The organism is Bradyrhizobium sp. LVM 105 (assembly GCF_003957705.1).
Lineage (GTDB): Bacteria > Pseudomonadota > Alphaproteobacteria > Rhizobiales > Xanthobacteraceae > Bradyrhizobium > Bradyrhizobium frederickii.
The window spans coordinates 455,846-479,281 of record NZ_QZMV01000003.1 but is presented as its reverse complement, the minus strand read 5'-3'; the positions used below and the strand labels follow the sequence as shown (position 1 = coordinate 479,281).

General features: G+C 63.7%; 19 protein-coding genes. 6 read left to right on the top strand and 13 right to left on the bottom strand.

Translation table 11 applies throughout. From position 1 onward, the window contains the following. The first annotated feature begins 103 nt into the window (after positions 1–103). On the top strand, positions 104–2,320 hold the full coding sequence (locus D6B98_RS11800; protein ID WP_126257150.1) for an acetate--CoA ligase family protein: 2,217 nt from the start codon (positions 104–106) through the stop codon (positions 2,318–2,320). 97 nt (positions 2,321–2,417) lie between these two features. Beyond that, positions 2,418–3,248, top strand: a complete 831-nt coding sequence (locus D6B98_RS11795) for an MlaD family protein (protein WP_126257149.1) — start codon at positions 2,418–2,420, stop codon at positions 3,246–3,248. 1 nt (position 3,249) lies between these two features. Here the strand turns inward: D6B98_RS11795 and D6B98_RS11790 are convergent, their stop codons facing one another. From D6B98_RS11790 to urtA, 8 genes are all read right to left on the bottom strand, one after another. Continuing rightward, positions 3,250–4,290, bottom strand: a complete 1,041-nt coding sequence (locus D6B98_RS11790) for an aliphatic amidase (protein WP_126257148.1) — start codon at positions 4,288–4,290, stop codon at positions 3,250–3,252. Positions 4,291–4,335: 45 nt separating this feature from the next. Next, a complete protein-coding gene (locus tag D6B98_RS11785; protein WP_126257147.1) occupies positions 4,336–4,713 on the bottom strand; it encodes an FmdB family zinc ribbon protein in 378 nt (125 codons plus the stop codon). A gap of 196 nt (positions 4,714–4,909) precedes the next feature. Then, positions 4,910–6,139, bottom strand: a complete 1,230-nt coding sequence (gene fmdA, locus D6B98_RS11780) for a formamidase (protein WP_028133835.1) — start codon at positions 6,137–6,139, stop codon at positions 4,910–4,912. Between the two features lie 28 nt (positions 6,140–6,167). Further along, a complete protein-coding gene (gene urtE / locus D6B98_RS11775; RefSeq protein ID WP_126257146.1) occupies positions 6,168–6,857 on the bottom strand; it encodes an urea ABC transporter ATP-binding subunit UrtE in 690 nt (229 codons plus the stop codon). A gap of 246 nt (positions 6,858–7,103) precedes the next feature. Further along, on the bottom strand, positions 7,104–7,859 hold the full coding sequence (gene urtD, locus D6B98_RS11770; RefSeq protein WP_126257145.1) for an urea ABC transporter ATP-binding protein UrtD: 756 nt from the start codon (positions 7,857–7,859) through the stop codon (positions 7,104–7,106). A 119-nt stretch (positions 7,860–7,978) separates the two neighbouring features. Then, positions 7,979–9,121, bottom strand: a complete 1,143-nt coding sequence (gene urtC / locus D6B98_RS11765; RefSeq protein ID WP_164718535.1) for an urea ABC transporter permease subunit UrtC — start codon at positions 9,119–9,121, stop codon at positions 7,979–7,981. 17 nt (positions 9,122–9,138) lie between these two features. Continuing rightward, positions 9,139–10,065, bottom strand: coding sequence for an urea ABC transporter permease subunit UrtB (gene urtB, locus D6B98_RS11760; RefSeq protein WP_126257144.1), 927 nt, complete (start codon positions 10,063–10,065; stop codon positions 9,139–9,141). 133 nt (positions 10,066–10,198) lie between these two features. Then, positions 10,199–11,458 (bottom strand): urea ABC transporter substrate-binding protein, encoded by a 1,260-nt coding sequence (gene urtA / locus D6B98_RS11755; protein WP_126257143.1) that lies wholly within the window; start codon positions 11,456–11,458, stop codon positions 10,199–10,201. A 171-nt stretch (positions 11,459–11,629) separates the two neighbouring features. Here urtA and D6B98_RS11750 point away from each other — a divergent pair, with 171 nt between their 5' ends. Both D6B98_RS11750 and D6B98_RS11745 read left to right on the top strand, forming a co-directional pair. After that, positions 11,630–15,001 (top strand): hybrid sensor histidine kinase/response regulator, encoded by a 3,372-nt coding sequence (locus D6B98_RS11750; protein WP_126257142.1) that lies wholly within the window; start codon positions 11,630–11,632, stop codon positions 14,999–15,001. Beyond that, positions 14,985–15,911, top strand: coding sequence for a response regulator transcription factor (locus D6B98_RS11745; protein WP_164718534.1), 927 nt, complete (start codon positions 14,985–14,987; stop codon positions 15,909–15,911). The genes D6B98_RS11750 and D6B98_RS11745 overlap by 17 nt, the downstream gene beginning before the upstream one ends. A gap of 225 nt (positions 15,912–16,136) precedes the next feature. On the opposite strand, the gene D6B98_RS11740 is transcribed toward D6B98_RS11745, so the two are convergent. Both D6B98_RS11740 and D6B98_RS11735 read right to left on the bottom strand, forming a co-directional pair. Next, a complete protein-coding gene (locus tag D6B98_RS11740; protein ID WP_126257140.1) occupies positions 16,137–17,639 on the bottom strand; it encodes a flavin-containing monooxygenase in 1,503 nt (500 codons plus the stop codon). A gap of 123 nt (positions 17,640–17,762) precedes the next feature. Continuing rightward, positions 17,763–18,521 (bottom strand): S1 family peptidase, encoded by a 759-nt coding sequence (locus D6B98_RS11735; protein ID WP_164718533.1) that lies wholly within the window; start codon positions 18,519–18,521, stop codon positions 17,763–17,765. Positions 18,522–18,625: 104 nt separating this feature from the next. Between D6B98_RS11735 and D6B98_RS11730 the strand changes: the two genes are divergently transcribed. Next, positions 18,626–19,261: an HAD-IA family hydrolase gene (locus D6B98_RS11730; RefSeq protein WP_164718554.1), complete on the top strand. Its 636-nt coding sequence runs from the start codon at positions 18,626–18,628 to the stop codon at positions 19,259–19,261. A 127-nt stretch (positions 19,262–19,388) separates the two neighbouring features. On the opposite strand, the gene mtnA is transcribed toward D6B98_RS11730, so the two are convergent. From mtnA to D6B98_RS11715, 3 genes are all read right to left on the bottom strand, one after another. Next, entirely contained in the window at positions 19,389–20,495 is a 1,107-nt protein-coding gene (gene mtnA, locus D6B98_RS11725; RefSeq protein ID WP_126257138.1) for an S-methyl-5-thioribose-1-phosphate isomerase, read from the bottom strand. Positions 20,496–20,513: 18 nt separating this feature from the next. Next, positions 20,514–21,389 carry an S-methyl-5'-thioadenosine phosphorylase gene (locus D6B98_RS11720; RefSeq protein WP_126257137.1) on the bottom strand — a complete coding sequence of 292 codons (876 nt, stop codon included), beginning with the start codon at positions 21,387–21,389 and terminating at the stop codon, positions 20,514–20,516. A gap of 165 nt (positions 21,390–21,554) precedes the next feature. Next, positions 21,555–21,827 (bottom strand): phosphopantetheine-binding protein, encoded by a 273-nt coding sequence (locus D6B98_RS11715; RefSeq protein WP_126257136.1) that lies wholly within the window; start codon positions 21,825–21,827, stop codon positions 21,555–21,557. A 357-nt stretch (positions 21,828–22,184) separates the two neighbouring features. Between D6B98_RS11715 and D6B98_RS11710 the strand changes: the two genes are divergently transcribed. Further along, a complete protein-coding gene (locus D6B98_RS11710) occupies positions 22,185–23,402 on the top strand; it encodes an acyl-CoA dehydrogenase family protein (RefSeq protein WP_126257135.1) in 1,218 nt (405 codons plus the stop codon). The last annotated feature ends 34 nt before the right edge of the window (positions 23,403–23,436 follow it).

Sequence of the window (23,436 nt, the reverse complement as noted above, 5' to 3'; positions counted from 1 at the left end):
GCTCATTCCACCACACGGCATACCCCCGTGGTTGCCAGTCCGAAGGACTCGCCATAGAACGGAGTGACGCTCGACCAAGAAGAACAACAGGTGAGGTCACGGCATGGAAGCCCAAGTGTCTGCTGCGTCCGCGTTCCATCCATGGTCTCCACCGTCCGATGCCAGCGACATCGTCAAGGGCATCCACGCGATGCTGCATCCGCGCAACATCGTGCTGGTGGGCGCAACCGACAAGCCCGGCAATTATGCCGAACGCATCTGGAACAATCTGGTCAAATACGGTTTCGAGGGCGGCCTCTATCCGGTCAACGCCAAGCGCGACGCCATCTGGGGCGTCCCCTGCTACAAGGATTTTGCGAGCCTTCCCGAGAAGCCCGATCACGTTCTGGTGCTGGTGCCGGCGCGTTTCGCCGTACAGGTGATCCGCGACGCCGCGGCGGCCGGCGCGCGCTCGGCCACTATCGTCACCTCCGGCTTCAGCGAGCTGCAGGACGAGGAAAGCCAAAAGCTCGCCGCCGAATTGCAGGCGGCCGTGCGCGAGACAGGACTTGCGGTCACGGGGCCGAACTGCCTCGGCAATCTGAGTGCCGGCGAAAGGCTCTTCACCAACATCGATGACCGTGTCGTGACCATGGAGCAGGGCGCGGTGGCGATCGCCGGACAGTCCGGTGCGATCGTCATGGCGATCCGTCAGGCGCTGGAGGATCGCGGCGTCGGCGTCGGCTACATGGTGACAACCGGCAATGAAACCGGACTCGAGACGCCGGACCTGATGCGCTATTTCGCCGAGGATCCGAGCGTCAAGGTGATCGTCGTCTATCTCGAAGGCGTACGCAACACCAGGTCGTTCCGCGACGCCTGCAAGGCGGCGCGCGCCGCCAGCAAGCCCGTGATCGCGCTCAAGCTCGGCGCCTCAGAAGGCGGCCGCGCTGCGGCGATGGCGCACACCGGCGCGCTCGCGGGCTCGATCGAGACGTTCGACGCCGTTGCAACGCGCGAAGGCGTGATCCGGGTCGGTGGGCTCGACGAGTTGATCGAGACCACCGAATGCTTCGTCCACGCGGCCGTGCCCAAGGGCGACCGGCTCGCCGCCGTCACGCTGTCGGGCGGCAAACGCGGCATGCTGATCGACGCCTTTGACGCAGAAGGCCTGAAGTTCGCGCCGCTGAGCGCGCATGTCAGCTCGGAGCTGGCGAAGATGCTCGGACCGGGCTCGATCGTCGGCAATCCGCTCGATGCCGGCTTTGCCGCGGTCGTCGATCCCTCCGTCTATATGAAGTCGATCAAGCTGATGATCGACGATCCCGATATCGACATCGTCATTGTCGATGCCGAGCTGCCGAAGGCGCCGCACGAGCTGCGGGAGCGCAATTTGCGCATCGTCGACGAGATGGCGGGCAAGGCCGGCAAGCCGGTGATCTACATCAGCGCGATGTCGATCGGCTTCACCGAGTTCACCAAATCCTTGCGCAAGTCGCTGCCGCATCTCGCGGTCATGCAGGGCATGGACCGGGCGGTGACCGCGATCAAGTCGCTGCTCGCCTACGCCAGGCTGCGCAAGGAGGTGCCCGACCTCGTCTCGAGCTCGAAGCCCGCCGCGCGCGCCGTGCTGGAGAAGGCGCTGAGATCTGCAAGCGGCGCCGCGCTCGACGAGATCGCCTCGAAGAAGCTTCTGAAGGCGTATGGCATTCCGATCTCGAAGGAGGCGATCGCACAGACCGCGACGAAAGCCGTAGAGATCGCCAAGCAGATCGGCTTTCCGGTCGTGGCCAAGGTCGTCAGCGCGGAGATCCTGCACAAGTCCGACATCGGCGGCGTGGTGTTGAACCTGAACAGCGCGGCCGAGGTGAAGAAGGCGTTCGCCGATATCACGGCTCGGGTGAGCAGGTTGAAAGGCAAGCCGAGGCTCGACGGCATCCTGATCGCGCAGCAGGTCAAGGCCGAGCTCGAGCTCGTGGTCGGCGCCTCGCTCGATGCCGAGATGGGGCCTGTCGTGCTGTTCGGCACCGGCGGCATCGACATCGAGCTGATGAAGGACGTCGCGCTCGCCGGCGCGCCCCTGGACGAGGCCGAGGCGCGGCTCCTGATCGGCCGCACCAAGGCCGGCATCAAGATGCGCGGCTATCGCGGCAAGCCGGCCCTGCACGAAGCCTCCGCGGTGAAGGCGCTGGTCGGCCTGTCCAATTTGATCGCGGATGCCGGCGACCGGATCGCCTCGATCGACGTCAACCCGTTCCTGATCAACACCAGGACCGGCGTGGCCGTCGATGCCCTGATCGTGCTGAACAATGCTGCGGCAAAGCGTGCGGCTGGACATTAGAGCGAAGAAAGGCGGCGGGTTACGCTTCGCTAACCCGCCCTCCTTACATTGCGGGCTGCTTCCAACTTCCCCGTTTTGGCCGTAAAACCGTCCCCATATGGCACGTGCGAGCAATCTGGTGATCGGAACGGCGACGCTGGCGGTGATCGCCGTGGCGTTCGGCGGCGTGCTCGGCGTGCAGAAATGGCGCACCATCCAGAGCCGCAGCCAGTTGCGGGTGGTGTTCGAGGGTGGCTCCGCCAGCGGCCTGCGCCGCGGCGGCCCGGTCAATTTCGACGGTGTGCCGGCCGGCCAGATCCGCTCGATCAAGCTGGAGAGTCCGCGCCGGATCGTGGCGCTGGTGATGCTCGACAATACCGCGCCGATCCGCAAGGACACTGTGGCGGGCATCGAGTTCCAGGGCCTCACCGGCGTCGCTGCGATCTCGCTGATCGGGGGCGCTCCCTCCGCGCCACCGGTGCCGCTGGACTCGGACGGCGTCCCCGTCCTGACCGCCGACCTCAGCGACGCCGAAACTATCGTCGAGACCCTGCATAGTGTCGACCGCACGATCGTCAGCAACGCCCCCGCAATCAAGGAGGGTCTGAGCACGTTCGAAAATTATACCGCCGATCTGCGGAGCAAAGGCACCGAGATCGATTCCGTCATGGCCAAGGTCGACAGCGCCTTCGCGGGCTTCGACAAGGCGGTCACGAAGATCGAGGGCGTCGTGCCCGGCTTCGTCGACGGCAAGGCCGACGAGCTGTTCGAGAAGATCAAGGGACTCCACGAGCTTGCCGACACCATGAAGAAGAAGTCGGCGGGCTATCTCGAGGACATCCGTCGCTCACTGCTCGATGTCAGCGAAGCCGCCAACAAGATGAGCGGGACACCCACACCCGCCGCCACTCCGCGCCCGCCGCGCAAGCCTACACAGCAGAAGCGCTGATCTAGTAGTTGGACGCCGCCGCCTCATTCGGGATGCCGTCGATCGGACACTCATCGGTCCCCGGCGTCGCGCGGGTCATCGCCTCGACCATGTCGCGCGCTCCTTCGGGATCCCTGATCCAGTTCTTGTAGAAATCATACGGGCACGCCGCGACGCCGCGCGGGCTGTCGCCGGAATTGATCATGCCGGTGTAACCGCGGTGGACCAGCTTGTAGAGATGGTTCTGCGACTGGCCGTTGCGGCGCGCGTCGCGGATCAGGTGTTTCGAAAGCTGCGCGTATTGGATGCCGTAATCCTCCTCGCCGCATTCGCCGAGCGTGCGGCCGTCGAAGCCGATGATCGCGGAATGGCCGAAATAGGAATAGACGCCGTCGAAGCCGGCGGCATTGGCGACCGCGACATAGACGTTGTTGGCCCATGCCATCGCCTTGGAGATCATGACCTGCTGCTCCTTGGCCGGGTACATGTAGCCCTGGCAACGCACGATCAGCTCGGCGCCCTTCATGGCGCAGTCGCGCCAGATCTCCGGATAATTGCCGTCGTCGCAGATGATCAGGCTGACCTTGAGTCCCTTCGGCCCCTCGGAGACATAGGTGCAATTGCCGGGATACCAGCCCTCGATCGGCACCCATGGCATGATCTTGCGGTACTTCTGCACGATCTCGCCCTTGTCGTTCATCAGGATCAGGGTGTTGTAGGGCGCCTTGTGCGGATGCTCCTCGTGGCGCTCACCGGTCAGCGAGAACACGCCCCAGACCTTGGCCTTGCGGCAGGCCTCGGCGAAGATCGCGGTTTCCTCGCCCGGCACGACCGAGGCTGTCTCGTACATCTCCTTGGAGTCGTACATGATGCCTTGCGTGGAATATTCCGGGAAAATCACGAGGTCCATGCCGGGCAGTCCGACCTTCATGCCGACGATCATGTCGGCGATCTTGCGGGCGTTCTCGAGCACCTCGGCCTTGGTGTGCAGGCGGGGCATTTTGTAATTGACGACCGCGACGCCGACCGTGTCGTTACTGCTGGAGATGTCACCGTGAAGCATGTTGAGAGCTCCTGTACCTTATCTGTTTGATGCTGGCGTGTAGCGTTAGTGGCTGATCATCCAGGGCCGCGCCGTCGGAAAACCCTTGGCGCCGCTTCCGGACTTGGTCATCAGCCGCGCCGGCTTCTTCTTGTCCGACGAGCCCTTGTCCTTCACCGTCTTGCCCGACGAGCAGCAGCCGCAGCCGGGGCCGTGCGAGGCCTTGTATTGCGCCAGCGTCTGCGGTGCGTGCGAGCTGCGCTCGTTGACGGCATGCGCCTTGCGCTTGTCGGCCGGCATGCAGAAGAAATTCGGGGCGGTCAGAATCACCCGCGGCGCCATGGTCTCGCAGTGCGGACAGCTTTGCGGATCGTCGCATTCCGCCATCGGGCGCAGGTCCTTGAACGGACCGCAGTCGTCACAGAGATATTCGTAGACCGGCATCGTGTACCCCTTCGCGTTCGGTCATGGCGGAGCGTCCGCTTCACCTCGCCCCGCTTGCGTGGGGAGGTCGGAACGCATCGCAAGATGCGTTCCGGGTGAGGACGGAGTTTCCGCAAACTCACTGTCATCGTTCAGGCGGAGATAGCCCCTCGTCCCAACCCTCTCCCCGTAAGAACGGGGAGAGGGAGCGCAAGCGTCACTTGTCCGGCGAGATCGGCATCTGGATATCGCCGGTGATGTGCTTGATGGGTCCGGCCGCCGACGGCATCACGTCGAAGTCGAAGATCTCCGTCGGCAGCCATAGCGTGGCGCAGGCATTGGGTACGTCGACCACGCCGGAGATATGGCCCTGGCACGGCGCGGTGCCGAGGATCGAATAGGCCTGGGCGCCTGAGTATCCGAACTTCTTCAGATACTCGATCGCGTTGAGGCAGGCCTGACGATAGGCGATGTGAACGTCGAGATAGTGCTGCTTGCCGGCCTCGTCGACCGAGATGCCTTCGAAGATCAGATAGTCCTTGTAGTTCGGCGTGATCGGCGACGGCTTGAAGATCGGGTTCTTGATGCCGTACTTCGACATGCCGTCCTTGATCACTTCCACCTTCAGGTGCAGCCAGCCGGCCATTTCGATGGCGCCGCAGAAGGTGATCTCGCCATCGCCCTGGCTGAAGTGCAGATCGCCCATCGAAAGACCGGCGCCAGGCACATAGACCGGGAAGTAGATCTTGGAACCGCGCGAGAGATCCTTGATGTCGCAATTGCCGCCATGCTCGCGCGGCGGCACGGTGCGTGCTCCTTCGGCGCCGATCTTGGCCTTGACGTCGCCCTTGGCGCGGCCGCCATGGGCGGTCGGCGCGAACGGCGGGTTGGCAAGGCCAGGCACACGGGTCGGGTTGGTCGAGATCAGCTCGGCCTCGCGCTTGTTCCAGGTGTCCAGCATCTTGGGATCGGGCAGACAGCCGATCAGGCCGGGATGGATGAGACCTGCGAAGTTCACGCCGGGCACGTGGCGCGACGAGGTGTAGAGGCCCTTGATGTCCCAGATCGACTTCTGCGCCAGCGGGAAATGGTCGGTGAGGAAGCCGCCGCCGTTCTGTTTGGAGAAGAAGCCGTTGAAGCCCCACAGGCTCTCCTTAAGCGGACCGACGTCGAGCAGATCGACGACGAGCAGGTCGCCCGGCTCGGCGCCCTTGACGCCGATCGGGCCGGAGAGGAAGTGCACGATCGACAGATCGATGTCGCGCACGTCGTCGGCGGAATCGTTGTTCTTGATGAAGCCGCCGGTCCAGTCGTAGGTCTCGATGATGAAATCGTCGCCGGGATTGACCCAGGCCACGATCGGGATGTCGGGGTGCCAGCGGTTGTGCACCATGTCATTTTCATAGGCCGATTTGGTGAGATCGACCTTGATCAGTGTCTCTGGCATCGAGATGCTCCCCTTTGACTACGGTTGGTTAGACGGACAGATATTTCGAGACTTGCGCGGCATCGACGGCATCGCGCGGATCGTCACGCACGATCTCGCCGTTCTCGATCACCAGAACGCGGTCGGCGATATCGAGCGCGAAGCTCAGGACCTGCTCGGACACGACGATGGAGAGCCCCTTTTCGTCGCGGATGCGCTTCAGGGTGCGCGCCATCTCCTTGATGATCGACGGCTGGATGCCTTCGGTCGGCTCGTCCAGCAGCAGAACCTTCGGCTTGGTTGCGAGCGCGCGCGCGATCGCGAGCTGCTGCTGCTGGCCGCCGGACAAGTTGCCGCCGCGACGGCCCTTCATTTCCAGCAGCACGGGGAACAATTCGTAGATGTCGCCCGGCACCTCGGAGCCACCGGAGACGACGAGGCCGGTCTCGATGTTCTCCTTCACCGTCATGGTCGAGAAGATCATGCGGCCCTGCGGCACGTAAGCGAGGCCCTTGGCGACGCGCTCGTAGCTCTTGAGGCTGCCGAGCTCGGCGCCGTCCATGGTCACCGAGCCGCGTCTCGCGGGCAGGATGCCCATCAGCGACTTCATCAGCGTGGTCTTGCCCATGCCGTTGCGGCCCATGATCGCCACGATCTCGTTGGGCGCGACCTTGACGTTGAGCCCGTGCAGCACCTCGCTCTGGCCATAGGCAACATGGAGATCGGAAATTGCCAGCATCAGCGTGTTCCTGATTCAGAGTGAATGGTGAGGCACGAACGCCTTCCTTCTTCCCTTGTGGGAGAAGGTGGCGCGGACGCAGTCCGCGACGGATGAGGGGTCTGCATCCGCGGATGCACGAGGCAGTTTGACGCGCGGAGAGACACCCCTCACCCGGATCGCATCCGGCGATGCGATCCGACCTCTCCCACAAGGGGAGAGGTGCACCGCTCGAGCCGCAACTGTTTCACTCACCTTCGCCATCGCTCAGTGCCCCAGATAGACTTCGACGACCTTGGGATCGTTCTTCACCTTCTCCATGGTGCCCTCGGAGAGGATCTGGCCCTGGTGCAGCACGGTCACCTTGTGCGCGATGTCCTCGACGAACTTCATGTCGTGCTCGATCACCAGCACCGAGCGGTTCTTGATGATGCGGTTGAGCAATTCGGCGGTCTTGGCGCGCTCGGACACACTCATCCCGGCGACGGGCTCATCGAGCATCAGGAGGTCGGGGTCCTGGATCAGCAGCATGCCGATCTCGAGCCACTGCTTCTGGCCGTGGCTGAGCTCGTCGGCATAGGTGTTGAGCTTGTCCTTGAGGAAGATCATCTCCGCGATCTCCTCGACCCTGTCCTTCACCAGCTGGTCGCGCTGAAAGGTCAGCGAGCCGAACACGCTGCGGCCGCGGGGGAATGAGATCTCGAGGTTCTCGAACACGGTGAGATCCTCGAACACCGACGGCGTCTGGAACTTGCGTCCGACGCCGGTCTGCACGATCTCGTTCTCCTTCATCTTCGTGAGCTCCTTGCCACGAAACTGAATCGAGCCCGAGGTCGCCTTGGTCTTGCCGCAGATCAGGTCGAGCACCGTGGTCTTGCCGGCACCGTTGGGACCGATGATGACGCGAATCTCGTTCTCCTCGACATAGAAGGAGAGATCGTTGACCGCCTTGAATCCGTCGAACGAGACGGTCAGGCCGGAGACGGCGAGCAGGAAGTCCTTCGGCTGATGACCGATGAGCATGATCTATCTCCTCACTGCCAGCGTGGCATCGGCATCGTGATGACCGATGAGCATGATCTATCTCCTCACTGCCGGCGTGGCATCGGCATCGTGATGTCCGATGAGCATGATGGCCTCCCTCACTCTGCTGGCGCGCCGTCGGCGACCGAATTGTCGTTCCAGCCCGGCTTCGCCTTGCGCGAGGCGAACAGCCGATCGATGCGCGGCTGCACGTAGTCGGCCCAGAGTCCGGACAGACCATTGGGGAAGGCGAGCACGACCGCGATGAACAACGCGCCGAGGCCGAATAGCCAGAGTTGCGGAAAGGATTCGGACAGGCTCGTCTTGGCGAAATTCACCAGGATGGCGCCCCAGATCGCGCCGAAGATCGACATGCGCCCGCCGACCGCGGTGTAGATCACCATCTCGATCGACGGCACGATGCCGACGAAGGACGGCGACATGAAACCGACATTGAGCGCGAACATGGCGCCGCCGATCGCGGCGAAGACCGCCGCCATGCAGAAGGCGAAGATCTTGAAATTGGCGACGCTGTAGCCGGAGAAGCGGACGCGGTCCTCCTGCTCGCGCATCGCCACCAGGATGCGGCCGAGCTTGGTCAGGCGGATGAACTGCGCGATGCCGATGCAGGCGAACAGCAGCACCACTTCGACGAAGTACAGGATGATCTTGGCGTGGTCGGGCCGGATATCCCAGCCCTTGAGCGTGCGCAGATCGGTCATGCCGTTGATGCCGCCGGTATAGCCCTGCTGCCCGACGATCAGGATGGTGAGGATGGCGGCCACGGCCTGGGTGATGATCGCGAAATAGGTGCCGCCGACGCGGCGCTTGAACATCGCGGTGCCGATGATCAGGGCGAACAGGCCGGGGACCAGGATGATGGCGAGGATGGTGAAGGTGAGGCTGTGGAACGGCTGCCAGAACAGCGGCAGTGACGTGATCTGATTCCAGTCCATGAAATCGGGGATGCCGGGCGTCGACTGGATCTTGGTGTTCTCGACGCTGGAGGCCTCGAGCTTGAGGAACATCGCCATGCAATAGCCGCCGAGGCCAAAGAAGACGCCCTGCCCCAGGCTCAGGATGCCGCCATAGCCCCAGCACAGCACGAGGCCGAGTGCGACAAAGGCGTAGGTCAGGTATTTCGCGACCAGATTGAGGCGGAATACGTCCAGCGTCAGCGGCAGGATCACGAACAGCACGGCGGCAAGCGCAATGAAGCCCATCAGTTCGGATCGGTTGAAGAAGCGTGAGTTGATGATCATGACTTGCCTGCTTCTCGTTATTTGCGAACCTTGAGGGCGAAGAGACCCTGCGGTCGCAGCATCAGGATGCCGACGACCGCGAGCAGCGTGAGCACCTTGGCCATCGAGCCCGACATGAAGAATTCGAGCGTCGATTGCGTCTGCGAGATCGAGAAGGCGGAGGCGATGGTGCCGAGCAGGCTGGCGGCGCCGCCGAACACCACGACCAGGAACGTATCGACGATGTAGAGCTGACCGGAGGTCGGTCCGGTCGAGCCGATCATGGTGAAGGCGCTGCCGGCGACGCCCGCGATGCCGCAGCCGAGCCCGAAGGTGTAGCGGTCAACCTTCTCGGTGTTGATGCCGACCGCGCCGGCCATGATGCGGTTCTGCACGACCGCGCGCACCTGGCGGCCCCAGCGCGACATATAGAGAACGTAGGCGACTGCGATGGTGATCAGCACGGTGAGACACATCACGAAGACGCCGTTGATCGGCACCTCAATGCTGTCGGTGACGCGCAGCGAACCCAGCATCCACTGCGGCAGCTCGACGCCGACCTCGCGCGCGCCGAACACGGAACGATAGGCCTGCTGCAGCATCAGGCTGAGGCCCCAGGTCGCCAGCAGCGTATCCAGCGGGCGCTTGTAAAGGTGCCGTATCAGCCCCCACTCTACCACCATCCCCAGCGCACCGGAGGCGAGGAAGGCGAGGATCATAGCGAGGAAGAAGTAGCCGGCGAACAGACCCGGCAAATACGCCTGGAAGAGATTGGAGGTCATCCAGGTGACGTAGGCCCCGAGGATCATGAACTCGCCATGGGCCATGTTGATGACGCCCATCTGGCCGAAGATGATGGCAAGCCCGAGCGCCATCAGGACGTAGACCGAGAACAGGATCAGCCCGGCAAAGCCCTGCATGACGAAGATAGAGCCGAGATCACCAAGCGAGTAGTCGCCGAACATCGATGTCCTCCGTCGGGGATAAGGGTCCCGCGTCGCGATGCAGTGTCGCGACGCGGGGTCTTGGGCATGGACTTGCAATCCACGCCAGGGAGCGGTTTGCCTTCTGGGGAAACAGCGGCGGACGCCGCGGCTCTTACTGATAGCCCTTGGGGAACGGATCCGGCTCGACGAGATCGGCGGTCTCGTAGATCAACTCGAACTGGCCATCGAGCTTGGCGCGCCCCACCCGGGTCTTCGACCAGAGGTGATGGTTCTCGTGGATGCGCACATAGCCTTCCGGCGCGCCCTTGAACTCGACACCCGTAGAAGCCGTAGCGATCTTGTCGACGTCGAAGGAGCCGGCCTTCTCGACCGTCAGCTTCCACAGCCACGGGCCGAGATAGGCAGCCTGGGTGACGTCTCCGATGACAGTCTTCTCGCCCCACATCTTCTTGAAGGCCGAGACGAAAGCCTTGTTGTTCGCGTTGTCGAGCGACTGGAAATACTTCATACAGGCATAGGCGCCCGCAATGTTCTCGCCGCCGATGCCGTCGATTTCATCTTCGGTCACCGAGATCGTCAGCAGCGCCTGCTTGGAGAGATCGATGCCGGCCGCCTTGAGCTGCTTGTAGAACGCGACGTTCGAGCCGCCGACGACGTCGGTGAAGATCACGTCCGGCTTGGTCAGCTTGATCTTGTTGATGACCGAGTTGAACTGCGTCGAGCCCAGCGCATAATATTCCTCGCCGACGACCTTGCCCTTGAGCACGTTTTCGACGTGCTTGCGCGCGATCTTGTTCGAGGTACGCGGCCAGATGTAATCCGAGCCGATGAAGAAGAACGACTTGGCGCCCTTCTCCTTGGCGATCCAGTTGAGGCCGGCGAGAATCTGCTGCGTCGCTTCCTGGCCAGTGTAGATCACGTTCTTGGATTGCTCGAGGCCTTCGTAGAAGGTCGGGTAGTAGAGCATGCCGTTATACTGCTCGACGACCGGCAGCACCGCCTTGCGGGAGGCCGAGGTCCAGCAACCCATGATCGCCGCAACCTTGTCGTTGACGAGGAGCTTCTTCGCCTTCTCGGCGAAGGTCGGCCAGTCCGATGCGCCGTCCTCCTGGATAAACTTGATCTTGCGGCCGAGCACGCCGCCCGCCGCGTTGATCTGCTCGATGGCGAGCTTTTCGGCCTGGATCGAGCCGGTCTCGGAGATCGCCATGGTGCCGGTCGCCGAATGCAGGATGCCGACCGTCACCTCGGTGTCGGTGACCGCAAGACCCGTGGTGTTGACCGCCGAGGTCGCCGGGGCCTGGGCAAATGCCCCCCGCGGCAGCATCGTCATGGCCGGCACGGCGGCCATTCCCATCAATAACTTGCGCCGAAACGGCGACAACAGGCCCTTGTTTCCTTCGTCCGACATGAGCACCCCACTTTTTGTTCGAGAACACGCGATTGGTGCCGTGAGGATGGCGCGGATCTGGGCGGCGGAAGCATACGCAAGATCGCGTATACTGCACCGCAAAATGCCGACGTAGGCTTTTGGTACGGAATTTGCGAGGGCTCTGGGTCCGTATCGGGAGTGGGGTAGAGCGTGGCAGGGCGGCAGCGAATAGACCGCGTCAGGCGCCAGTACAACCAATGGGTCGCCAACCAGACGCTGGAAGACTACGCGCTGCGCTTCACGGCCAAGAGCGCACGCCGCTGGTCCGCCGCCCGGGTCGCCAACACTGCGCTGGGCGCGATCTCGTTTCTGGCGATGGAGGCGATCGGCGGCACCATCACCCTGAACTACGGCGTCACCAACGCCACCGCCGCCATTCTCGTGGTTTCCCTCATCATCTTCTGCTGCGGGGTTCCGATCGCCTATTATGCCGCCAAATGCGGCATCGACATCGACCTGCTGACGCGCGGCGCCGGTTTCGGCTACATCGGCTCGACCGTCACCTCGCTGATCTACGCGTCCTTCACCTTCATCTTCTTCGCGATCGAGGCGGTGATCCTCGCGTCCGCGCTCGAAATGTGCTTCGGGATTCCGCGGCCGGTCGGCTACCTCATCAGCGCCGTCGTCATCATCCCGCTGGTCGCTTACGGCATCACGCTGATCAGCCGCTTCCAATTGTGGACGCAGCCGCTGTGGATCGTGCTGCACATCATCCCGTTCGCGGCGATCGCCTGGCACAACCCGCACTCCTTCACGGAATGGCACAAGTTTTCCGGCGAGCACGGCGATCTCGACGGACATTTCGATCTGCTGCTGTTCGGTGTCGCGGCCTCGGTCGTGTTTTCGCTGGTGGCGCAGATCGGCGAGCAGGTCGACTTCCTGCGCTTCCTGCCGCGCGATCGCCGCGCGTCCAGGGCCTCCTGGTGGATGGCGCTAATGAGCGCAGGTCCCGGCTGGATCGTGCTGGGCGCGCTGAAGCTGCTGGCGGGTTCGTTCCTCGCCTTCTTCGCGCTCAGCCACGGGGTGCCGCCCGAGGAGGCCGCCGAGCCGGCGCACATGTATCTCGAAGCGTTCCGCTACGTGCTGTCGCAGCCCGATCTTGCGCTGGCCTTGACCGGAACGTTCGTGATCCTGTCGCAGGTCAAGATCAACGTCACCAACGCCTATGCCGGCTCGATCGCCTGGTCGAACTTCTTCTCGCGTCTGACCCACAGCCATCCCGGCCGCGTCGTCTGGCTGGTCTTCAACGTCATCGTGGCGCTGCTGTTGATGGAGATCGGGGTCTACAAGGCCCTGGAGCAGACGCTGGCTCTGTATTCGAACGTCGCGATCGCCTGGGTCGGCGCGCTGGTCGCCGATCTTATCGTCAACAAGCCGCTCGGATTGCGGCCGCCGCAGATCGAATTCAAGCGCGCGCATCTCTACGACGTCAATCCGGTCGGCGTGGGCGCGATGACGATCGCGACCATCGTCTCGATCAGCGCCTTTTACGGCCTGTTCGGGCCCACCGCGAAGGCGCTGTCGGCCTTCATCGCGTTGGCGGTTGCCTTCATCGCGGCACCGTTGATTGCCTGGGCGACGGACGGCAAGTACTACATCGCACGCAAGCCGAAGCGGAGCTGGCAGAACCTCGAGTCGATCCAGTGCTGCATCTGCGAACACGCGTTCGAGCCGGAGGACATGGCCTCCTGCCCCGCTTACGCCGGGCCGATCTGCTCCCTGTGCTGTTCGCTGGACGCGCGCTGTCACGATCTCTGCAAGCCGCACGCGCGGATCCAGGCGCAGGTGTCGGAGACGCTGGGCAAGCTGATGCCGCAGCCGCTCTATGCGCGGATCAACTCGCAGCTCGGCCACTATATCGGCGTGTTCGTGGTCTCCGCGGGCCTCGTCGCGCTGGTGCTCGGGCTGATCTATCTGCAGACGTCGGCGAGCGTGCATGGCGAGAACACGCTCGTCTCCGAGGTGCTGTGGAAGGTGTTCTTCTCGCTCAGCATCATCATCGGCGTGGTGGCCTGGCTGTTCGTGCTGGCGCAGCAGAGCCGCCGCGCGGCCGAAGCCGAGACACGGCGGCAGACGACGCTGCTGATCCAGGAGATCGACGCGCACAAGCGCACCGACGCCGAGCTCCAGCGCGCCAAGGAAGTGGCCGAATCCGCCAACCTCGCCAAGAGCCGCTATGTGGTGGGCCTGAGCCACGAGCTGCGCTCGCCGCTGAACGCGATCAGCGGCTACGCCCAGCTGCTGGAGCAGGATGCGACGCTGAGCACCAAGCCGCGCGACCAGGTCCGCGTCGTCCGCCGCAGCGCCGACCACCTCTCCGGCCTGATCGACGGCATTCTGGACATCTCCAAGATCGAGGCAGGGCGGCTGTATCTGTCGCGCGACGAGGTGCGCCTCGGCGAATTCCTCGATCAGCTCGTCGGCATGTTCCGCTTGCAGGCCGCGGCCAAGGGCATCGACTTCGTGTTCCGGCGGCCGCCATACCTGCCGCTGGTGGTCTACGCCGACGAGAAGCGGCTGCGCCAGGTGTTGATCAATCTGCTCTCCAACGCCATCAAGTTCACCCAGAGCGGCAGCGTGCAGTTCGTCGTGCACTATCGCAGCCCCGTCGCCGAGTTCGAAGTGATCGACACCGGCCCGGGCATCCGCGCCGACGACCTCGAACGCATCTTCGCGCCCTTCGAACGCGGCGCGCTCGGCGTCTCGCAACCGCAGACCGGCACCGGGCTCGGCCTGACCATCAGCCGCCTGCTGGCCGGGGTGATGGGCGGCGATATCAAGGTGACGAGCACGGTGGGCACCGGTTCGACCTTCAAGGTCAAGATCCTGCTCTCTGAGGTCACCAATCCGCAGCGCATCGCGCCGGTGGAGGCGCCGGTCTCCGGCTATCACGGCGCGCGCAAGACCATCCTCGTCACCGACGACGATCCCGTCCATCGCGACCTGCTGCGCGAGGTGCTGACGCCGCTCGGTTTCATCCTGCTCAGCGCCCCCGATGGGCCCGGCTGCCTCGCGCTGGCACAGCATTGCCGGCCCGATCTGTTCCTGCTCGACATCACGATGCCGGCCATGGACGGCTGGGCCGTCGCGGAGGCCTTGCGCGCGAGCGGCCATCACCAGGCGCGCATCCTCATGGTGTCGGCAAGCGCGCTGGAGGCCCACGGCACCCCGCTGGCGCAGCCCTTCCACGACGGCTATCTGATGAAGCCGATCGACATCCCCCGTCTCCTGGAGACGATCCGCCACCTGCTCAAGATCGAATGGCAATACGGCTCGGACGAGATCGCGGTGCCGTTCTGGCGTCCCGAGACCGGATCAAGGCCGCCGGCGCGGCACATCGAGGCGCTGATCGGGCTCGGCCAGATCGGCTACGTCAAGGGCATCCAGTTGAAGCTGGACGAGATCGGCAGCGAGCATCCCGAGCATGCCGACTTCGTCGCACAGATGCGGTCGCTGGTCGACCGCTTCGATCTCGATCAGTACATGGACACATTGAAGACATTGCATGCGCATGAGCATTGAACCGAAGAAGCGCGACGTCGCGCTCGTTGTCGATGACTCTCCGGAGACGCTGCGGCTGCTGACCGATGCGCTCGACGGCGCCGGCATGACGGTGATGGTGGCGCTCGACGGCGCAGCCGCGATGCGTATCGTCGACCAGATCACGCCCGACATCGTGCTGCTCGATGCCGTGATGCCCGGCATCGACGGCTTCGAGACCTGCCGCCGGCTCAAGCGCGACGCGGACCTTGCCAATGTCCCTGTCATCTTCATGACGGGCCTCGCCGAAACCGAGCACATCGTGCGCGGGCTCGAGGCCGGCGGCGTCGACTACGTGACCAAGCCGATCGTGATCGAGGAGATGCTGGCGCGCATTCGCGTCCATCTCGGCAATGCCCGGCTGACGCAGAGCGCGCGCGCCGCGCTCGACGTCTCCGGCCGCTTCCTGTTCGCGGTCAACCTCCAGGGCAACGTGCTGTGGGCGACGCCGCAGGCGCAAAAGCTGATGTCCGACCATCAGGGCGCGCAGGCCGACGATTTCGTCCTGTCGCCATTGCTGCTGCAATGGCTGGAGCAGGCCAAGGCCAAGGGCAGCTCGAAGTCGCAGGCGACCTCGTTACCCGACAATCCGCAACTCCGGCTCTACTACATGGGCGAAACGGCGCCGAACGAGTTTCTGCTGCGGCTCTCCAGGGAGTCCGGCACCGCACTGCCTCCCGAATTCACCAGCGAGCTCGGCCTCACCACCCGCGAGGGCGAGGTGCTCGCCTGGCTCAGCAAGGGCAAGACCAACCGCGACATCGCGCAGATTTTGGGTCTCAGCCCGCGCACGGTCGACAAGCATCTGGAGCAGATCTACGCCAAGCTCGGCGTGGAGAACCGGACCGCCGCCGCAGCAATTGCGGCGAATGCGACGAGGCGGAATTCGTGAGCGTGAGTTGACACGCCACCGACCCAACAACCGGCGTCGTCCCGGACAAGCGCAGCGCAGATCCGGGATCCATAACCACAGGGAGACGTTTGGCGAGGACTCGGAGTGGTCAGCTCGCGCCATAATCACTCCCTGTGGTTATGGGTCCCGGGTTCGCTTCGCACCCCGGGACAACAGTGGAGTGTGTGGCGAGCGCGTCCGCCGCAATGGCCGCCTCCTCCCCACTCACCCGTACACAAACGCCTTGTCGTCCAGATCCGTCTTCGGAATCTCGTCCTTCTCGGTCCAGTAATCCTGGCTGTGCTGCCATTCCGGCTTGTCGCCGCGCTTGGGCAACAGGCCCATGTTGCGCATCATGTAGCCGGGGTTGAAGTTTTCCGGATCGATCCAGGGCAGGATCGGCATGTTGTGGTCTTCGGGGCGCAGTTTCACCTCGACCTTCCTGGCGCCCTTCGCCTTCATGTGACCGAGCAGCCGGCAGACGAAATCGGCGACGAGGTCGACGCGCAGCGTCCAGCTGGCGCGGAAATAGCCGAACACCCAGACCATGTTCGGAACGCCCGTGAACATCATGCCGCGATAGGTGACGGTGTCGCCGAAGGCGAGCGGCTTGCCGTCGATCTCGAAAGCGATGTCGCCGAGCGCGGCGAGATTGAAGCCGGTTGCGGTCACGATGATTTCGGCTTCGAGCAGCTTGCCCGATTTCAGCTGGATGCCGTTCTCGACGAAGCACTCGATCTCGTCGGTGACGACAGAGGCCTTGCCGCCGGCAATGCCCTTGAACAGGTCGGCATCCGGCACGAAGGCGATGCGCTGCCGCCACGGCCGGTAGGTCGGCGTGAAGTGCGTCTCGACATCGTAGTCGGGACCGAGCACGGCGCTGATCTGGCCGATCAGCTCCTTCTTCACCTGCTCGGGCTTGGATACGCAGAGCTTGGTGAAGGCATCCTGCTCGAACAGGATCTTGCGCCGCACGATCTCGTGGATCCACTCCTCGTCGACCTGAAGCCGGCGCAGCTCCTCCGCGATCTCGATGGCGTTGCGGCCGAGTCGGAAATAGGTCGGCGAGCGCTGCAGCATGGTGACATGCGCGCATTTGTCCGCGATGTTCGGCACCAGCGTTGCCGCCGTGGCACCCGAACCGATCACGACCACTTTCTTGTTCGTGAGGTCAATGTCGTCGGGCCAGGTCTGGGGATGGACGATGCGGCCCTTGAAACGGTCCATGCCCTTCCATTCCGGCGTGTAGCCTTCCGAATGGCGGTAATAGCCCTGGCACATCCAGAGGAAGTTGGCGGTAAAGGTTCTGGACTCGCCTGTGTCGGTCGTCACCGCCTCGACGGTCCAGAGATTCTGCTCGCTCGACCAGCTCGCGGAATTGATCTTGTGCTTGTAGCGGATGTGCTTCGCAAGATCGTTCTCTTCGATCACCTCGTTCATGTAGGCGAGAATCTCTTCGGCGGTCGCGATCGGCGGTCCGACCCACGGCTTGAAGCGATAGCCGAAGGTATGGAGATCGCTGTCGGAGCGGATGCCGGGATAGCGATGCGTGATCCAGGTGCCGCCGAAGCTCGCCTGCGTCTCCAGGATGACGAAGCTCGTCCCCGGAAGCTGCTTTGTCAGGTGATAGGCGCTGCCGATGCCGGAGATGCCGGCGCCGACGATCAGCACGTCGAAATGCTCTGAAGCTTGCTTGGTTGTGGCATGACTGCGAACGGCGACATTCATTGTTATTTCTATGCCTTGCTTGTTTGTGGCCGCCCTTGACCGGACGGCGCGTTTCCTCCGCGACGGGCAGTTTCGCTCGCCGCGCTTCCGCTACAAAATGACATAGATCAAGTGCGGGTCAAATCACAGCGCCGCACCCCAGCTCCGCGCGGTCTGCAAGATCCAGTCGCGATAGAGCGTGAGCGGCGTGACGCCGGTCAATCCGCCGCAACCGGCGGCGCCGTTCGGCCCTGTGGACCAGCTGACGAGGCCGACGAGAACGGCACCATTCGGCCTGTCCTCGAACACGGGACCGCCGGAATCGCCGGTGCAGGCACCGATTCCCTCGCGAACGCCGTTGGTTACGGGATCGACCAGCCGGATCTGGAGCGTGCCGGGCTGGCCTGTGGCGACAAGCGCGGCAACACGCGTCGTACCGCCGCTCTTGCCTTCACCGCGAACGGTGACGCCGATGCCGGCGATGACGAAACGGCTGCCGACCTGAATCGGAATGGTCGGCATGCCGACCGTCACCGTGGATTTTCCCTTGAGTGGAATTTCCAGTTGCAGCAATGCCACGTCGGCGGTGGCGCGGTGCGACTGCATCGCCTGCATGTTGAAGTTCGGATGGATCGCGACCGCGCGCACGTTCAGCAATTGCGGCGCACCGTCGGCGCCACGATCGACCACCTTGTAGTCCGCGCCTGGCTGCACGCAGTGCGCAACGGTCAGGACAACGCGTGGCGCAATCAAGCTGCCGGTGCAGAAATTGCCGCGCGAGCCGACGATGGTGACGATTGCGCGCGCGACACCATCGGCCTGCGGCGTGCCGCCGCCGACGATGGCATGAGCTGGCCCGACGGTCAGCAGCGCAGCTATGACGAGAGTTGCAAGCTTCTTCATGGGAACATGCTTCGGCATCGGTGATAGCGGGAGATTGCTTCGGACTGGCTCTTGCCGATAGCGCATGCTAGCCGTCTTGGAAAGGAATTGACGAGGGCATGACATTGACGATCGAGGCTGTGATCTTTGATTTTGGCGGCGTGCTGACGAGTTCGCCCTTCGAGGCATTCGCGCGGTTCGAGACGGCGCGCGGCCTGCCCCTCGACATCATCCGGCGCACCAATGCCGCCAACCATCTGGAGAACGCCTGGGCCAAGTTCGAGCGGGCCGAGGTCGATATCGAGACGTTCGATCAATTGTTCGCCGAGGAATCTCGCGCGCTCGGCGCCGAGGTGCGTGGCCGCGAGGTGCTGCCGCTGCTGCAGGGCGACCTGCGCCCGGAGATGGTCGAGGCCTTGAAGCGCATCAAGGCGCAATTCAAGACCGGCTGCATCACCAACAACCTCCCGGCCAATGCGATCGGCAGCCTGACGGGGCGCTCGCTCTACATTGCCGAGGTGATGGTGCTGTTCGACCACGTGATCGAATCCGCCAAGATCGGCCTGCGCAAGCCGGACCCGCGTATTTACGCGCTGATGGTAGACACATTGAAGGTCGATCCGAAGCACTGCGTCTATCTCGACGATCTCGGCGTCAACCTCAAGCCCGCGCGCGACATGGGCATGACCACGATCAAGGTAACGAGCGGCGCACAGGCGATCGCCGAGCTCGAGAAGGCGACGGGGCTGAAGCTAGGGTAGCGCGTCAGTCTCTGTCATTGCGAGGAGCGCAGCGACGAAGCAATCCAGGGTGTTTCCGCGCAGAGATTCTGGATTGCTTCGCTGCGCTCGCAATGACGGTGCGGGAGCATCCCGCCTGTCAGATTGACTATCCCGCCGCGGCCGCGATGCGCTCGGGAAATGCCGCCGCCAGCGCGGCACGATCCGGCTTCAGCACGCCGCGCTCGGTGATGAGACCTGTGACCAGACGCGCCGGCGTCACGTCGAAGGCGTAGTTCGCGACCGGCGAACCCTCCGGCACGATCCGCACCGTCTCCAGCCGGCCATCGGCCGTGCGGCCGGTCATATCGGTGACCTCGACGCCGCTGCGCTGCTCGATCGGGATGTCGCGGATGCCGTCATGGACGGCGAAATCGATCGTCGGCGACGGCAGCGCGACGTAGAACGGCACGTTGTTGTCGTGCGCGGCGAGCGCCTTCAGATAGGTACCGATCTTGTTGCAGACGTCGCCATTGGCGGCGACGCGGTCGGTGCCGACGATGGCGAGATCGACCATGCCGTGCTGCATCAGATGCCCGCCGGTATTGTCGGGGATCACGGTGTGCGGCACGCCGTGATGGCCGAGCTCCCATGCGGTGAGCGAGGCGCCCTGGTTGCGCGGACGCGTCTCATCGACCCAGACGTGGATCTTGATGCCGCGCTCGTGCGCAAGATAGATCGGCGCCGTCGCCGTGCCCCAATCGACGGTGGCGAGCCAGCCGGCGTTGCAATGGGTCAGCACGTTGACCGTCTCGCCCGGCTTCTTCGCCGCGATCGCCTCGATCAGCTTCAGACCGTTGCCGGCGATGCCGCGATTGATCTCGACATCCTGCTCGACGATCTCGTCGGCGCGCGCATAAGCGGCCTCGGCTCTTTCAACGGGATCGATCGGCGTGAGCGTCGCACGCATCTCGTCGAGCGCCCATTTCAGATTGATCGCCGTCGGCCGCGCCACCACGAGCGTATCATACGCATGCTTCAGACCGGCGTCGGAGGCATCCTCGCGCATTGCGAGTGCCATGCCGTAGGCCGCGGTGGCACCGATCAGTGGCGCGCCACGTACCAGCATGTCGCGGATGGCAACGGCCGCGTCTTCGCACGAGGTCAGCTTGGCGACGACGAACTCATGCGGCAGCCGGCGCTGATCGATCGCGCCGATCGACCAGCCGTCGTGTTCGCGCCAGATGCTGCGGAAATGCTTGCCGTCGACCTTCATGGCATTCTGCCTTTCGTATCACGCCCGCAGCACGCGCCCCGCCACCGCGTCGAGCTTCTTGAGGAGCTCGGGATCGCGCGCCTCGGGCGCCGTGATCAGCGCTGTGTCGAGCGCACGGTCCGAGCCGATCGGACACGGCTCATGTTCGCGCGGAAGATCCTTCGCCAGCCGCGCCACCAGCGCCTTCGCCTTGTCGGCGTTCGACGTCAACACGCGGATGATGTCCTGCACCGTGACGGCATCGTGGTCGGGATGCCAGCAATCGAAATCCGTCACCATCGCGACCGTGGCGTAGCAGATCTCCGCCTCGCGTGCGAGCTTCGCCTCGGGCATGTTGGTCATGCCGATCACGGAATAGCCCAGCGTCTTGTAGGTCATGCTCTCGGCATAGGTGGAGAATTGCGGCCCTTCCATGCAGACATAGGTTCCACCGCGCGCAATCGCGATATTCTCGGCTTCAGCCGCTGCCGCAAGGTGGATACGCAACCGCGGCGAGACCGGATGCGCCATCGACACATGCGCGACGCAGCCCCGCCCGAAGAACGAGCTCTCGCGCTTGTGGGTACGGTCGACGAACTGATCGACGAGGACGAAGGTGCCGGGCGGAAGTTCCTCTCTAAACGAACCGCAGGCCGACAGCGAGATCAGGTCGGTGACCCCGGCGCGCTTGAGCACGTCGATATTGGCGCGATAGTTGATGTCGGAGGGCGACAGCCGATGGCCCTTGTCGTGCCGCGGCAGGAACACGATCGGCAGCCCGGCGATATTGCCGCGCCTCAAGGGGGCCGACGGCTCGCCCCAGGGACTCCTGATCACCTCTTCGCGCGCATCCTCGAGACCCGGCAGATCGTAGATGCCTGAACCGCCGATGATGCCCAATACCGCCTGCGCCATGCCTGCTCCACCCATCCGCCACGTGCGACATGGTTAAGCTATGCCAGTTTTGCGGCGGTTTTGGAACGGGGTGGAGGCGGATGGCGGTGTCGTGAGGAGGGCGGACCCCATATTCAGTGTCATCCCTGCAAACGCAGGGACGACCCGGGGAGATATCGGCGCGAATTAAGCCGCGTTCGCCAGCCGCAACTGGGTCGCCACCATCCGCTCCAGGGTCTCGACGGACTGGAAATTCTCCGGCGTGATCTCCGACTGCGGGATCGTGAAGTCGAACTCGGCTTCGACCCCGAGCATCAGATTGACCATGTCCATCGAGGTCAGGCCGGCATCAACGAGCTTGGCGGAAGACGTGACGTCTGCGGTGAGTGAATTCTGTTCGAGGATGCCCTTCACAAGCTTGATGATGCGATTGCGCACGTCGGTATTGAAGGCCTGCATCGGCAAATTCCCATCTGTCTAACGAGTCGGATCGAACTGCCGGCTACGATGGGCACGGCTCGCCGGTCCTGCAATGGGCGTCACCAATACTTCGCGTTTCTTAGTAAACGATGACTCAGATTGTCCGGAATCCAGGCTTTTTCCAGAGTCCTAACGCGACGCCGGAAAATCCGGTGATGCAAACAACCGGCCCTTAACTGTTCGTCCGGAATTGGGCTTTGTTTACCCTCTATTTCATCGACGAATTTGAATTAAATCCGTAGCCTCGTCTCATAAGCAAAGATGACCGGAGGATCGCTTTCAGCGGCGTCGCAATGATGCCGGCGATCCCGAACGGCAAACCGGAGGCGGACGAGTATGAACGTGCGTGAAGCAATCCTCACTGTCGACGAAGCGCAGGCGAGCTTCCTCGAGCAGGGTCCCTCCCTGATCGAGCGCGCCGCCCGGACCGCCGCTGCTGCGGCGGCCGACGCCGATGGGGTCGATCGCGACGCCCGTTTCCCGCACAGGGCTTTCGAGGTCGCCCGCGAGCAGAAGCTGCTCGGCGTCATGATCCCGGTCGAGTTCGGCGGCTTCGGCGCCTCCATCTACGACGTCACCGACATCTGCTACACGCTCGGGCGCGCCTGCGCCTCGACTGCGATGATTTACGCGATGCACCAGACCAAGGTCGCCTGCGTTATCAGGCACGGCCACGGCATCCCTTGGATGGAGACCATGATGCGCCGGGTCGCCCGCGACCAGTGGCTGCTCGCCTCCTCCACCACCGAAGGCCAGAATGGCGGCAACATTCGCGCCAGCGCCGCCGCCGTCGACCACGCCGGCGACACCATCTCGCTGGTGCGCGATGCCACCGTGATTTCCTACGGCGCCGAGGCCGACGGCCTCGTCACCATCGCCCGCCGCGCCACCGATGCCGCTGCCTCCGACCAGGTGCTGCTGGCACTCGCCAAGGACGACTACTCGCTGAAGCCGACTCTCGGCTGGGAAACGCTCGGAATGCGCGGCACCTGCTCGACCGGGTTCGAGCTGAAGGTCGACTGCCCCGCCGACCGCGTCTTCCCGGAATCCTACGACAAGATCCACGCCCAGACCATGACACCGTTCGCACATCTGTGCTGGTCGTCGGCCTGGGCCGGGATCGCCGCCGCAGCAGTAACCCGCGCGCAGGCCTTCATCCGCAAGGCAGCCCGCAGCTCCGGCGGCCAGATGCCGCCGGCCGCGGCGCATTTCACCGCCGCCAAGATGTCGCTGGCAAAACTGCGCGCGCTGCTGTCGGCCAATATCGATGCCTTCGCCCGCGCCGAGCATGACGAGCGCGCTCTTGGCTCGCTCGACTTCCAGTCCTCGATCACGCTTCTGAAGGTGCAGGCCTCCGAGCTCGCGGTCGAGACCGTGATGCATGCGATGCGCACGGCGGGCCTCTCCGGCTACCGCAACGACGGCGAGTTCACCATGGGCCGGCACCTCCGCGACGTGCTGTCGGCTCCGATCATGATCAACAACGACCGCATTCTGGCCAATGCCGCGACGCCGACGCTGATGAGCGGCGTGCCGGCAAGCCTTCGTGACTAAGTGCTTGGCGACTGAGCCGACAAGAGTAATTTTG